The 14,135-nt window shown below is 74.1% G+C and carries 9 protein-coding genes; 6 read left to right on the top strand and 3 right to left on the bottom strand.

Annotated elements, in window-relative coordinates; translation table 11 throughout:
- The first annotated feature begins 30 nt into the window (after positions 1-30).
- Together ACIGW4_RS00900 and argF are read left to right on the top strand one after the other, a co-directional pair.
- The gene (locus ACIGW4_RS00900) at positions 31-1,263 is read left to right on the top strand and encodes an arginine deiminase (RefSeq protein WP_399577566.1); all 1,233 of its coding nucleotides are present in this window, start codon (positions 31-33) and stop codon (positions 1,261-1,263) included.
- 135 nt (positions 1,264-1,398) lie between these two features.
- Positions 1,399-2,412: an ornithine carbamoyltransferase gene (argF, locus tag ACIGW4_RS00895; RefSeq protein WP_359591684.1), complete on the top strand. Its 1,014-nt coding sequence runs from the start codon at positions 1,399-1,401 to the stop codon at positions 2,410-2,412.
- Between the two features lie 156 nt (positions 2,413-2,568).
- On the opposite strand, the gene ACIGW4_RS00890 is transcribed toward argF, so the two are convergent.
- A complete protein-coding gene (locus ACIGW4_RS00890) occupies positions 2,569-3,105 on the bottom strand; it encodes an ATP-binding protein (protein WP_399577564.1) in 537 nt (178 codons plus the stop codon).
- Positions 3,106-3,368: 263 nt separating this feature from the next.
- Between ACIGW4_RS00890 and ACIGW4_RS00885 the strand changes: the two genes are divergently transcribed.
- Positions 3,369-4,196, top strand: a complete 828-nt coding sequence (locus ACIGW4_RS00885; RefSeq protein WP_123455901.1) for an enoyl-CoA hydratase family protein — start codon at positions 3,369-3,371, stop codon at positions 4,194-4,196.
- A complete protein-coding gene (locus ACIGW4_RS00880) occupies positions 4,190-6,517 on the top strand; it encodes a bifunctional salicylyl-CoA 5-hydroxylase/oxidoreductase (RefSeq protein ID WP_399577560.1) in 2,328 nt (775 codons plus the stop codon). The genes ACIGW4_RS00885 and ACIGW4_RS00880 overlap by 7 nt, the downstream gene beginning before the upstream one ends.
- A gap of 59 nt (positions 6,518-6,576) precedes the next feature.
- Here ACIGW4_RS00880 and ACIGW4_RS00875 read toward each other — a convergent pair whose 3' ends face one another.
- Positions 6,577-7,221, bottom strand: a complete 645-nt coding sequence (locus tag ACIGW4_RS00875) for a TetR/AcrR family transcriptional regulator (protein WP_398710557.1) — start codon at positions 7,219-7,221, stop codon at positions 6,577-6,579.
- A gap of 197 nt (positions 7,222-7,418) precedes the next feature.
- Positions 7,419-11,411: a type I polyketide synthase gene (locus ACIGW4_RS00870; protein WP_399577557.1), complete on the bottom strand. Its 3,993-nt coding sequence runs from the start codon at positions 11,409-11,411 to the stop codon at positions 7,419-7,421.
- 466 nt (positions 11,412-11,877) lie between these two features.
- Here ACIGW4_RS00870 and ACIGW4_RS00865 point away from each other — a divergent pair, with 466 nt between their 5' ends.
- Both ACIGW4_RS00865 and ACIGW4_RS00860 read left to right on the top strand, forming a co-directional pair.
- Positions 11,878-13,119, top strand: coding sequence for a hypothetical protein (locus ACIGW4_RS00865; protein ID WP_399577555.1), 1,242 nt, complete (start codon positions 11,878-11,880; stop codon positions 13,117-13,119).
- Between the two features lie 53 nt (positions 13,120-13,172).
- Positions 13,173-14,000, top strand: a complete 828-nt coding sequence (locus ACIGW4_RS00860; protein WP_399577553.1) for an alcohol dehydrogenase — start codon at positions 13,173-13,175, stop codon at positions 13,998-14,000.
- The last annotated feature ends 135 nt before the right edge of the window (positions 14,001-14,135 follow it).

Below are 14,135 nucleotides of genomic sequence, written 5' to 3'. Positions count from 1 at the left end.
AGGGCCGCCCGGCTCCGTCAGGATGGACGCATGGGATTCCATGTCGATTCCGAGACCGGGCGGCTGCGCCGCGTCATCCTGCACCGGCCCGATCTGGAGCTGAAGCGGCTCACTCCGTCCAACAAGGACGCCCTCCTCTTCGACGACGTGCTGTGGGTGCGCCGGGCCCGGCAGGAGCACGACGGCTTCGCCGACGTGCTGCGCGACCGGGGGGTGGAGGTGCACCTCTTCGGGGACCTGCTGCGCGAGGCCCTGGAGGTGCCGGCGGCCCGTGAGATGGTCCTCGACCGGGTCTTCGACGAGAAGGAGTACGGGCCGCTGGCCGCCGACCACCTCCGCGCGGCCTTCGACTCGCTGGACGCCGTCGTGCTCGGCGAGGCGCTGGTCGGCGGCATGACGAAGCGGGAGTTCCTGGCGGCGCACCGGGAGCCGACCTCGGTCCGTTTCCACGCCCTGGACCTGGACGACTTCGTCCTCGGCCCGCTGCCGAACCACCTCTTCACCCGGGACACCTCGGCCTGGATCTACGACGGCGTCTCCATCAACGCCATGCGCTGGCCGGCCCGGCAGCGCGAGACGGTGCACTTCGAGGCGATCTACAAGCACCATCCGCTGTTCACGGGCCCGGAGGCGGGCTCCTTCCACCACTGGTCGGAGGGGCAGGCGGACTATCCGTCGACGATCGAGGGCGGGGACGTCCTGGTCATCGGCAACGGCGCCGTGCTGATCGGGATGAGCGAGCGGACGACGCCGCAGGCGGTGGAGATGCTGGCCCGGGGGATGTTCGCGGCGGGGTCGGCGCGCACGATCATCGCGCTCGACATGCCGAAGCGGCGGGCGTTCATGCACCTGGACACGGTGATGACGATGGTCGACCAGGACACCTTCACGCAGTACGCGGGGCTGGGGATGCTCCGTTCGTACACGATCGAGCCGGGGGACGCGGGGCAGTCCCTGCGGGTGACCGACCATCCGCCGGAGCACATGCACAGTGCCATCGCGGCGGCGCTCGGGCTCCAGGACATCCGGGTCCTCACGGCGACCCAGGACGTGCACGCGGCCGAGCGGGAGCAGTGGGACGACGGGTGCAACGTGCTGGCCGTGGAGCCGGGGGTGGTCGTCGCGTACGAGCGGAACGTCACGACGAACACGCACCTGCGCAAGCAGGGCATCGAGGTGATCGAGATCCCGGGCAGCGAGCTGGGCCGGGGGAGGGGCGGGCCGCGCTGCATGAGCTGTCCGGTGGAGCGGGACGCCTCCTGAGCGGCGGGGGCCGGGACGCCCCCCCCGGGAGGCGGAGGTCACGGGAGAGGGGGCTGTATAGAAATGTTGAAGTGCGTATACACTTCCAGAGTCCCGACCGCCGTCCTCCCGACCGTACCCACAGGAGCGCGTCCCATGGCCATAGACCTCATCGGCCGCCACTTCCTCAAGGAGCTGGACTTCACCGCCGAGGAGTTCCGCGGCCTGATCGCGCTCGCCGCCGAGCTGAAGGCCGCCAAGAAGGCGGGCACCGAGGTGCAGCGGCTGCGCGGCAGGAACATCGCCCTGATCTTCGAGAAGACCTCGACCCGCACCCGCTGTGCCTTCGAGGTCGCCGCCGCCGACCAGGGCGCCTCCACCACCTACCTCGACCCCTCGGGCTCCCAGATCGGTCACAAGGAGTCGGTCAAGGACACCGCCCGGGTCCTCGGCCGGATGTTCGACGGCATCGAGTACCGCGGGGACAGCCAGGCCGCGGTCGAGGAGCTCGCAGCCTTCGCCGGCGTGCCCGTCTTCAACGGCCTCACCGACGACTGGCACCCCACCCAGATGCTGGCCGACGTGCTCACCATGACCGAGCACGCGGACAAGCCGCTCGAGGAGATCGCCTTCGCCTATCTGGGTGACGCCCGCTTCAACATGGGCAACTCCTACCTCGTCACCGGCGCCCTGCTCGGCATGGACGTCCGGATCGTCGCCCCGGAGGCGTACTGGCCGGCCGAGGACGTCGTCGCCGCGGCCCGCAAGCTCGCCGAGACCAGCGGCGCCAGGATCACGCTCACCGAGGACGTGTCCGAGGGCGTCGTGGGCGCCGACTTCGTCGTCACCGACGTCTGGGTCTCCATGGGCGAGCCCAAGGAGGTCTGGGACGAGCGGATCGCCGCCCTCGCGCCGTACTCCGTGACGATGGACGTCCTGCGCGCCACGGGGAACCCGGACGTCAGGTTCCTGCACTGCCTGCCCGCCTTCCACGACCTGGGCACGGCGGTCGGCCGGGACATCCACGCCCGGCACGGCCTGACCGAGCTGGAGGTCTCGGACGAGGTCTTCGAGTCGGAGCACTCGGTCGTCTTCGACGAGGCCGAGAACCGGATGCACACCATCAAGGCGGTCCTGGTCGCGACGCTGGGCCGCCCGGTGGGCGAGTAGCACCCACCCCGCGCCCCACTCGCACCCCGCACCCCACTCGCCCGCCGCCGCCCGGCGACTGCGCGGCCCCGCGCCCCTCGGCCCGCCCGCCGCCCGCCGGGCGAGCGACCCCCGCACCTCTCGGTCCGCCCGTCGGGCGAGCGGCCCCCGCGGCCCTCAGTCCGCCCGGCGGCGTCGCTGGGTCGGTATCCCCGGGAGCGTGAACCAGACCGCCTTGCCCTGCTCCGTGGGGCGGTGTCCGCAGTCGCTGCTCAGCGCCCGGAGCAGCAGGAGGCCGCGGCCGTGCTCCTGCCAGGGGTCGACCCCGACCGCCGGGTCGGGGCAGACGAGGTCGCCGGGGCGGGCGGGCCGGGAGTCGTGGACCTCGATCTGGCAGCCGCCCGGCGCCGGGAGCAGTTCGACGACCAGTTCGATGGGGCCGGTGCCGGCGGTGTGCTCGACGGCGTTGGCGACGAGCTCGGCGGTGAGGAGCTCCGCCGTGTCGGTGTCGGGGCGGTCGTCGGTCCCGGGGGCGGTGTCGGTGAGCGCGGTACGGATCAGGGCGCGGGCGATCGGCACGGCGGCGGTGGTGTGGGGCAGCCGGACGCGCCAGGAGGCGGCCGGTCCGGCGTCGGGTCCGGCGGGCGGAGGTCCGGGCGCCGTGCGTCCGGCTGCCGTGCGGCCGGTGGCCGTGGGGCGGGTGGCTTCGGGCATGGGGGGCGGGCTCCCTTCGCCGGATGGCGGGTGGGCGAGTGGGGTGGGGGCATCCCGAGACGTCCTGGTTTCAACCTTACGAGGTGCAAAATCCGCTTCCCAGGGCACCCCGCCCCTCCTGGCGGGGACCTCTGTCCTCTGTCATCGACCGTCCGGGACCTCGAGGGGGGCGCCTTCGCTCCCCCGCATCGGCCTTATCGCGTACTCGTGACGACAGTCACAGTACGGTGATACCCTCCCTGCGGAGGAAGGAGGCCCCTCGAATGAGCCCCTTTACCGGCTCCACGCCCCGCACGGCACGCTGGCAGCACCTGCGCCTCGACATCGACCAGGGCGTGGCCACCGTCACCCTGGCCCGCCCCGCGAAACTCAACGCCCTCACCTTCGGCGCCTACGCCGACCTGCGCGACCTCCTCGCCGAGCTCTCCCGCGAGCGCGCCGTCCGCGCCCTCGTCCTCGGCGGCGAAGGCCGCGGCTTCTGCTCGGGCGGCGACGTGGACGAGATCATCGGCGCCACCCTCGCCCTCGACACCGCCCGGCTCCTCGACTTCAACCGGATGACCGGCCAGGTCGTCCGCGCCCTCCGCGAATGCCCCTTCCCCGTCGTCGCCGCCCTCCACGGCGTCGCCGCCGGCGCCGGGGCCGTCCTCGCGCTCGCCGCCGACTTCCGGATCGCCGACCCCACCACCCGCTTCTCGTTCCTCTTCACCCGGGTCGGCCTCTCCGGCGGCGACATGGGTGCCGCCTATCTGCTGCCCCGGGTCGTCGGACTCGGCCACGCCACCCGTCTCCTCATGCTGGGCGAGCCCGTCCACGCCGCCGAGGCCGAGCGCATCGGCCTCCTCAGCGAGCTCACCGAGGAGGGCGCGGCGGGAGAACGGGCCGCCGCCCTCGCCCGCCGCCTCGCGGACGGCCCCGCCCTCGCCCTCGCCCAGACCAAGGCCCTGCTCACCGCCGAGCTCGACATGCCGCTCGCCGCCGCCGTCGAACTGGACGCGGCCACCCAGGCGCTCCTGATGAACGGCGAGGACTACGCCGAGTTCCACGCCGCCTTCACCGAGAAACGCCCCCCGAAGTGGCGAGGATGCTGACGCCCCCGGGCCCGGAGCCCCGAAGCGCCCCGACCCCCGGGCCCCGCCTCCGCCCAGGGCCCGGACCCCGGCCCGGCCCCGCCCGGATCGCCGTCGTCGGCGGCGGTCCCGGCGGGCTCTACGCCGCCGCGCTGCTGCGGCGGCAGGACCCGGCCCGCGAGGTCACCGTCTGGGAGCGGAACGCCCCCTCCGACACCTTCGGCTTCGGCGTCGTCCTCTCCGACGAGACCCTCGGCGGCATCCGGGACGCCGATCCCGTCGTGTACGAGGCGCTCCGCCGCGAACTCGTCCGCTGGGACGACATCGACGTCGTCCACCGGGGCCACCGCACCACCTCCACCGGCCACGGCTTCGCCGCCCTCGGCCGCCGCCGGCTCCTGGAGATCCTGCACGCCCGCTGCGCCGAGCTCGGCGTAGGGCTCCGCTTCCGCACCGAGGCCCCGCCCGCCGCCGTCCTCGCCGCCGGCCACGACCTGGTCGTCGCCGCCGACGGCGTCCACAGCCGCACCCGCGAGACCCACGCCGCGCACTTCCGCCCCCGGATCACCTCCCACCGCTGCCGCTACATCTGGCTGGCCGTCGACTTCCCCTTCGAGGCGTTCCGCTTCGAGATCGCCGAGACCGAGTACGGCGTGATGCAGCTCCACGCCTACCCGTATTCCACCGACTCCTCCACGGTCATCGTCGAGATGCGCGAGGAGGTCTGGCGGGCCGCCGGCCTCCACGAGCTCGACGAGGCCGAGTCCGTCGCCCGCTGCGCCAAGGTCTTCGCCGAGGCGCTCGGCGGCCGGGAGCTCCGCTCGAACGCCTCCGCCTGGACCGCCTTCCGCACCGTCGCCAACGCCCGCTGGTCGTACGGCAACACCGTGCTCATCGGCGACGCCGCCCACACCGCCCACTTCTCCATCGGCTCCGGCACCAAACTGGCCGTCGAGGACGCCGTCGCCCTCGCCGCCGCCGTCGACGCCCACCCGGACCTCGACGAGGCGCTGAGCGCGTACGAGACGGAGCGCCGTCCCGTCGTCGAGTCCACCCAGCGCGCGGCCGCCGCCAGCCTCCGCTGGTTCGAGGAGCTCGCCGGGCACGTCGACCGGCCGCCCCGCCGCTTCGCCTTCGACCTGCTCACCCGCAGCCGCCGCGTCACCCACGCCAACCTGCGGCTGCGCGACCCCGCCTTCACCGCCGCCGTCGAGGAGGACTTCGGCTGCCCGCCCGGCACCCCGCCGATGTTCACCCCCTTCCGGCTGCGCGGACTGACCCTGCGGAACCGGGTCGTCGTCTCCCCCATGGACCTGTACGTCGCCGAGGACGGCGTCCCCGGCGACTTCCACCTCGTCCACCTCGGCTCCAGGGCCCTCGGCGGCGCCGGCCTCGTCATGACCGAGATGGTCTGCGTGAGCCCCGAGGGCCGCATCACCCCCGGCTGCACCGGCCTCTGGACCGACGAACAGGCCGCCGCCTGGACCCGGATCGCCGACTTCGTCCACACCTCGGCGCCCGGCACCGCGCTCGGCGTCCAGCTCGGCCACTCGGGCCGCAAGGGCTCCACCCGCCGCATGTGGGAGGGCATCGACCAGCCCCTTCCGGCCGGCAACTGGCCCCTGGTCGCCGCCTCGCCCCTCCCGTACCGGCCCGGCGTCAACCAGACCCCGGCCGCCCTCGACCGCGCCGGACTCACCGCCGTGCGCGAGCAGTTCGCGGCCGCCGCCCGCCGGGCCGCCCGCAGCGGCTTCGACCTCCTCGAACTGCACTGCGCCCACGGCTATCTGCTCTCCGGCTTCCTCTCCCCGCTCACCAACCACCGCACCGACGCCTACGGCGGCGACCTCACGGCCCGGCTCCGCTACCCCCTCGAAGTCTTCGACGCGGTACGGGAGGTCTGGCCGGCCGACCGGCCCGTGACCGTCCGCATCTCGGCCACCGACTGGGCCGAGGGCGGCACGTCCGCCGCGGACGCCGTCGAGATCGCCCGCGCCTTCGCGGCCCACGGCGCCGACGCCATCGACGTCTCCACCGGACAGGTCGTCCCCGACGAGGAGCCCGCCTACGGCCGCTCGTACCAGACGCCCTACGCCGACCGCATCCGCAACGAGCTCGGCGTCCCGGTGATCGCGGTCGGTGCGATCTCCTCCTGGGACGACGTCAACTCCCTGCTCCTCGCGGGCCGCGCCGACCTCTGCGCCCTGGCCCGCCCGCACCTCTACGACCCGCACTGGACCCTGCACGCGGCGGCCGAGCAGGAGTACCGGGGCCCGGCCGCGCCCTGGCCCGCCCCGTACCGCGCGGGCAGTCGCCGCCCGCCCACCGGCCGCCGGGAGTGAGCCCCCTGGGCCCTTCTCCCCGGTCCGTCGGACGGGCGTCCGCGTCGGCCGCCGGGGCGTCACTTCGTGCTGGGGCAGCGGGGGAGGAGGCCGTCCAGGAGGGTGGCGCAGGCGGACTGGAGGTCGGCCTCCAGGTCGGCCCGGCCCTCGGGCGCCTGGGTCCAGCGGTAGAGGGTGCCGAGGTAGACGTCGCGCAGCAGGTTGCCGGCGAGGCAGGCGTCGACGTCCTGGGAGATGTCGCCGATGCGCTGGCCGGCTTCGATGAACTCGCCGAACATGTGGGCCACGTACGGCTGCTCGTGGAGGGGGAAGCCCGCGCGCACCCAGGCGGTCAGGACGGCTTTGGTCTGGAGGGGGTTCTCCAGGCTGACGCCGGCCAGGATGCTCATGCAGTGGGAGAGGGCGACGCGGATGTCCTTGACCTGGGTGTGCGGGATGCCCTCCGCGTCCAGTCCGCGGCGCAGCTGGAGGCGCCGCTGCTCGCCCCATTCGGCGATGAGGTCTTCCTTGCGCTGGAAGTGGTTGAAGAAGGTGCCGCGTGCCACGTCGGCCTTCTCGGTGATCTCGTCGACCGAGGTCTGGTCGTATCCCTTCTGGGTGAACAGGTCCATGGCGGCTTCGTAGATCCGGTTCTTCACGCGCAGTTTGTTGCGCTCCCGGCGGCCCTGCGGTTGTGCCACCGTGGTGGCCGGCGTGTCTTCCATGGGTGCGTACTCCTGTCGCGCGGTGGGCGGGGCCTGTCCCGGACCCGCTGCCCGTGTCGTGGACGGTTGTCCGATCCGTCGGCGGCGACTTCACTTGTATCACGATGCATGAATGTTCAGTAGTCCATGTTTGATTCGTGATGTAAGGCCCTGGTGGGAGCGGTCGCGGACCGCTCCCACCAGGGCCTTTGTCGGGGTCAGTCGTGCAGGGGGCGGGTGTCGGTCACCGCGGCCGCCAGCGTCTGGAGGCTGTCCTTGCCGAGCAGCCGGTTGAGGGGGACGTCCCGGCCGGTCCGGCGTCGCGTCCGGGCCCGCAGCTGGGCCGCGGTGAGGGAGTCCATGCCGTAGTCGTGCAGCGTACGGCGCAGGTCGAGGCGCTCCCTGGCCATGCCCAGCACCTGGGCCGCCTCCTCCAGGAACTGCTCGGCCACCGGCTCCGCCGCCTCGGCTTCGGGAGCGGGAGCAGGGGCGGGGAGCGGGGCCGGCTCCGGCGCCAGGGCCGGTGCCGGGTGCGCCGCGGGGGCCGCGGCCGCCGTCGGGGCCGGGACCAGGGCGGGCGCCGGGGCCGGCCGGGGCGGTGCCGGGAGGCGGTCCGCCGCCCGGACGAGCGCCTGGAGCGGCAGGCGGGCGATGTCGGCCAGCCGTTGGGCCGACCACTGGAGGAGCCCCAGCGGTGCGCGGTCGGAGGTGGTGGAGGTGGTGGCCGTCTCGGGGCCGGCGAGGCGGAAGAGACGGATGCCGTGGAACTCGGCGAGGACCTCTCCGCGGGGGTCGGTCACCACGGCCTCGCCGAGGGCCGTGCCGTCCGGGCGATGGGTGGTGAGGGTGGCGTGGACCCATATCTCCTCGCTGAGCGGGCCGTGGAAGCGGACCCGGTCGAAGGAGGCGACGGCGTAGGCCTCGTCGGCCGGGAGCGAGGAGGGGAGGGCGGCGAGGAGGAGTTTCAGGCAGCCTTCCCACGCCGCGTGGGACGAGGTGGCGGGCCGGTCGAGCTGGGCGACGACTTCGCCGTCGGTGCGCCAGACGTGGCGGGACGTCCGCAGGTTCGGGCCGGGCGCGTAGCCGCGCCGGGCGAGTTCCTGCAGGAACCGGGCCGGGGTCAGATGGGTGGTGCACCGGCCGAGGGCGGCGTCGATGCGGTCCTGCGCGTGGGTGACTGCGGGCGGCTGCGGGTCGAGGCGGACGCGTGCGGTCAGGCCGGTGAGGCCGGGTCGGTGCGGGGTGCGGACCTCGGCCCGCAGCGCCGTGCCGGTGCTCTCGGCCATGATCTCCAGGACGAGGTCGCCGTCGTCGGGCGCCTCGATCATCTCCACGACCCGTACGTCCTCCAGGACGACGGTGCCCGGCGCGGCGGTGGCGGCGGTGCCCGCGGTGGGGGTGGTGAGGGCCTCGTCGAGGGCGGCCAGGTGGACGACGGGAGGGACGGGGGCGAGGCCGCGCAGGCTCACGACCGCGTCGGTGAGGTCGGTGCGGACGCGGGCGAGGACCGCCGGGCGGGCCGCGGGCGCGGGGGAGGGCAGCGTACGGCGCAGCGCTTCGGCGTCCCACGGGTAGGCGGGCAGCCGCACCTGGCGGGCCGCTCCCTTGAACCAGCGCTCCCAGTCGACCCGGCCGCCCCGGGCGAAGAAGGCGCCCAGCGACCGGGCGAGGGTCAGGGCCTCGTCGGGGGAGCGGCGCGAGGTGGAGGCGACGGCCGCGGAGGAGCTGCCGAACTCCAGGGCGGTCTCCTCGATCGCCGACTGCAGCAGGGGATGCGGGCTGATCTCGACGAAGACGGTGTCGGCCTCCTTGACGAGGGTGCGGACGGCGTCGAGGAAGCGGACGGGCTGCCGCAGGTTGTCCATCCAGTACGCGGCGTCGAGCTGGGCCCCGGAGAGCAGGGCGTCCCGGACGGTGGAGTGCATCGGGAGGTCGCCGTCGCGGGGGGCGAGGTCGGCGAGGGCGGCGAGCAGGTCGTCCCGCAGCCGGTCCATGGCGGGGGAGTGGGAGGCGACGTTCACCCGTACCAGACGGTGGAAGACGCCCTCGCGTTCCAGCCGTTCGCCGATGCGCCGCAGGGCGGCGGTGTCTCCGGCGAGCACGGTGGAGGTGGGGGCGTTCTCCGCCGCCACGCAGACGCCGCTCTCCGGGGCGAGGAGCTCCGCGGCCTGCTCGGGCGAGAGGTCGACCGACATCATCGCGCCCTGTCCGGCGGTGCGTTGCATCAGCGTGCTGCGCCGGCAGATGACGGCCGCGGCGTCGGCGAGGGAGAGGGCACCGGTGACGGCCGCCGCGGCGGTCTCGCCCATGCTGTGTCCCACGCACACGTCGGGGGCGACGCCCATGTCGCGCCACGCGGCGGCCAGGGCCACCTGGGTGGCCCACAGCACGGGCTGGACGGTGGCGACCTCGTCGGGGAACGCGTCGGTGACGGCGTCGAGGGTCTCGCGCACCGAGCGGCCGCTCTCCTGGCGCACGGCCGTGTCGCATGCGTCGAGCGCGTCGGCGAAGGCGGGCAGGGAGGCGGTGAGCGAGCGGCCCATGCCCGGCCACTGCGAGCCCTGGCCGGGGAAGACGAAGGCGGTGCGCTTGTCCGCGCCGAAGCCGGCCTCGCCGGTGCCGGCCCGGTCGGTGGCCCGGCCTTCGGCGACGTCCCGCAGCGCGGCGGCGAGTTCGGCGTGGTCGGCTCCGGTGGCCCAGAGCCGGAAGGGGTGGGCGTCGCGGTGGAGGGCGGCGGTGGCGCACAGGTCCCACAGCGGCGTCCGGCTGCCCGCGCCCCGGGGGGAGAGGTGGTCGGACCAGGCGGCGGCCAGGTTCCGCAGCGCCTGCTCGGAGCGGGCGCTGAGCACGAGGAGGTGGGTGGGCCGGCCCGTGGGGAGTTCGGTGGGGCCGTGCTCGGGTGCTGCCGGGCGGCGGTCGGGCTCGGTGACGACGACGTGGGCGTTGGTGCCGGACAGTCCGAAGGAGCTGACGCCGATCACGGCGGCGCGCTCGGTGTCCAGGCGCTCGTTGCGGGTGACCAGGTGCAGCCGGTTCGTCTCGTCGGCGAGCAGGGGCTGCGGGTCGTTCAGGTGGAGGGAGGCGGGGACGAGGCCGTGCCGGGCGATCAGGACGCTCTTGATGAGCCCGGCGATGCCCGCGGCGGCCTCGGCGTGGCCGATGTTCGACTTCACGGAGCCGCACCGCAACGGGCCGCGTTCGGGCGCCCGTTCCCGGGCGGCGGCGGCCAGGACCTGGAGTTCCACGCCGTCGCCGACCGGGGTGCCGGTGCCGTGCGCCTCGATGTAGTCGAGGTCCGACGGCGCGATGCCCGCCTCCCACCAGGCGTGGCGGACCATGGCGTCCTGGCCGGCCACGGCGGGCTTGATCAGCGAGCCGCTGCTGCGGCCGTCGTTGGTGACGGCGCTGCCCGGCAGCAGGGCGAGCACGGGGTACCCGGCCCGCTCGGCGTCCTCCAGCCGGGCGAGGACGACCACGCCGACGCCCTCGCTGCGGACGAAGCCGTTCGCGCCGGTGTCCCCGAACTTGCAGCGGCCGTCGGGCGAGAGCATGGCGGCCTGGGAGAAGGCGATGGCGTCCATCGGCGACAGGATGATGTTGACGCCGCCGGCGATGGCCAGTTCCGTCTCGCCGGCGAGCAGGCTCTGGCGCGCCATGTGGACGGCGACCAGGGACGAGGAACAGGCGGTGTCGACCATCATGCTGGGCCCGCGCAGGTCGAGGTCGTACGACACCCGACCGGAGGCCATGGCGCGGAAGTAGCTGCCCGCCGCCTCGCGCAGGCTGTTGCTGTCGGTGGTGCCGTCGCGGCCGTAGTCGGCGGTGGCCTGCCCGATGTAGACGCCGGTGCAGGTGCCGGCGAGCGAGGAGGGGCGTATCCCCGCGTCGTCGAGCGCCTCGCGCACCACCGGAAGCAGCAGCCGGTGCTGCGGGTCGATGCTGGCGGCCTCCGCCGGGGAGATCCCGAAGAAGCCGGCGTCGAAGTGGAAGGGATCGTCCAGGAAGCCGCCGTGGCGGCTGGCCGTGCGGCCGGGGACGCCCGACTCCTCGGCCCAGAAGGGCGCGATGTCGAAACGTTCCGGCGGGACGGACGTGACGCAGTCCCTGTTCTCGACGAGGTTGTTCCAGAACTCCTCCACGTTGCGGGCCTGGGGGAACCTGCATCCCATCCCCACGACCGCGATCTGTGTCTCCCCGTTGGTTGAACCCATGACAAAGTCCCCCTCTTGTCAGCCCTGGCGCGGAAGTTGCGCGCAGGGACGCTGCCCCCGGCAGCGCTGATGCGAGATCGTAGTTCAATTCTGTACGCCAGGACAATGATGGGCCGAAAGGGCATCTTTGGCTGGAAAGGCACCCCCCGCCGCCGTCCGCCCCGACGTGCCGAGGGGGGCGTCAGCCCTGTGGGTGCGGGGGTTCTGAGCAGGTGTGATGCCGGAAGGGGCTCCCCCCGGGCGGTCCGCCGCCGGCCCGGGGTGCCTCCCGGTGGCCGAAGGGGTCCGGCGGAGGCGTGCGGGGAAGGTGATGTGCACCACCGGGAAAGTGTCCTATGGTTAAAACTCGTACCCCAGGTCAAGAAAGGACTATGGTCTTGCCATGGTTCGCGGTCGGCGAGTGCGCCGAGTGCCGCCCGGCACCGCGCACCGAGCAGCCGCACAAGAGCGATAGGGGGAAGCCCGGATGGGTTCACACATGTGCCGGTCGGCGCCTTTACTGAGCGCCGGGCCCCTGGTGAAGGGGGTGGCCGGTGGACGGCAGCAGGCGGCGCGGGAGCCCGCGCCCGCCCTGGAGAGCGTGGTGCGCCGGGCGATGTGCCTGCCGTCTCTCGCCCCGAAGTACGAACGACCGCAGAGACGAGGGCGCCTGACGCTCGAAGACCTTCCGGTGCTCACCCGGCACGAGCTGGAGACCGCGACCGCCGAGGCGCTGGCCCTGGGCCTGGGCGGCGGGACGCTCTGGGCGCACAGCGGCACCCTCGGGGCCCCCGGCCTGAGCCTGCTGCCCCCGGAGATGTTCGCCCCCGCGATCCGCGACGACTGGAACCCGCTGGGCCCCGCCGATGTCGTCGCCAACCTGCACCCGGCCGGCCGGATGCAGCCCGACCACTACTTCTTCAACCGCTTCGCCGCCGCCTCCGGCGCCACCGTCCTGCCGGTCGGCCGGCTGCCCGAGGACCCCGACGACGACTGGCTCGCCTTCTTCGCGCGCCACCACGTGACCGCCGTCGCGGCGCCCCCGCAGGCCGTGGTCCGGCTGCTGGGGGCGAGCACCGCGGGCCGGCCCGTGCCCTGGCTGCGCACCCTGCTGCTGGGCGGCGCGTTCCACGACGCCACCGAGGACGGGCTGCTCGCCTCCCGCTTCCCCTACACCGACGTGTGGCGCCTGTACGGCACGCCGACGGCGTGGGTGATCGGCCAGCGCGGTCCGCAGTGCCTGGCGGACGTCTACCACCCGCTGTCCCACCAGCACGTGGAGGTGATCGACGGGCGGTTGCTGGTGACGACGCTGACGACGTCCCGCCTCCCCCCGCTCATCCGCTACGACACCCAGGAGCGCGGCGAGTTCGCGCACTGCGCCTGCGGCCGGCCCGGGCCGGCCGTCCGGGTGCTGGGCGCCCGCCCGCCCTCCTTCCGCTTCCACGGCCACACCGTGTCCGCCCGTGAACTGGTCGACCTGGCGACCGCCCACGAGGAGGTCGCCGACGCCCAGGTCGCGGTCGGCGCCGACCAGCGGATCCAGTTGCGGGTCCGCCTCGCTCCCGGTGTCGCCGACGACCACCACAGCCTCGCCTGGATCAGGTTCCGGGTGCTGGAAAGCCATCTCGCCCTCGCCGCGTGCGCGCGCGAGCAGCCGGACGCCTTCGAGGTGATCTCCGTGGACGAGCTGTCCGGTCCGTCCACCCTGGTGTCCGAGGAGTTCTGAACATGCCGGACACATCGCACAAGGAAACCGTCATACGTACGAGAGGAATTGTCATGTCCGATCAGCTCACTTCCGCGCAGCACGCGACCACGGCCCAGGCGGAGGATGAGATCCTCGTCGCGGTACGCGCGGTGGCTCCCGAGCTCGACGAGATGATCAAGGCGGAGCCGCTGCCCGAGGGCTGGCTGGCGGGGTGGGACGTGGCGGGCGTGGTGATGCGCGCGGCACCGGAGGGCTTCAGCCCCAAGCCCGGGGACCGGATCGTGGGCGTGGCGACGGGCACCGAGTGGTCCTCGTGCATGGCGCTGCCGACCGAATACGCCACCGTCCTGCCCGACCACGTCAGCTTCGAGCAGGCCGCGGCGCTGCGCGTGGCGGTCCTCACCGCCCTGCGCCTGGTGCGCGGCGCCGGTCCCGTCCGGGGGCGGCGCGTCCTGGTCACCGGCGCCGGCGCGGGCATCGGGCTCCTGCTGGTGGAGCTGCTGGCGGCGCTGAACGCCGAGGTCACCGCGGTGGTGGCCGAGGCCGGCCAGGCCGCCGTGGCGGCGCGGCGCGGCGCGGTGCGGGTCATGACGGACCTGGCCGACGTCGGCGGCTCCTACGAGATCGTCTACGAGGCGGCCGAGGAGACCTCGAACGCCGCCGGGCTGGGGCTCACGGCCGACGGCGGCACCGTCTACCTCTACGAGAGCTTCGCCGCCCGCCGCGTGGACATCGGTTTCTTCCAGTTCTTCGGCGGCCCCGAGCAGGCCGGCCTGCGGCACTTCGTCTTCCGCACCGCGACGCCGGAGGACCGGGAGCTCGCCCAGCTCCTGGACCTGATGACCACCGGCGAGCTGTCCCTGGGGGCGCTCGCCCCCGCGCGGCACGCCGCGGCCTGATCACGACGCCATGGGGGGGGGGGGGCCCCGGCCCCCCCCCCCCGGGGGGGGGGGGGGGCCCGCCGGGGGGCCGGGGGGGGCCCCGGGGCCCCCCCGGGCGCCCGCCCCCCCCGCCGCCGGGGGGGGGGGGGGCGG

The sequence above is a fragment of the Streptomyces sp. NPDC053513 genome (genome assembly GCF_044544765.1).
GTDB lineage: Bacteria > Actinomycetota > Actinomycetes > Streptomycetales > Streptomycetaceae > Streptomyces > Streptomyces litmocidini.
The sequence above is the reverse complement of the archived record's forward strand: the minus strand, read 5'-3'. Positions and strand labels throughout refer to the sequence as shown.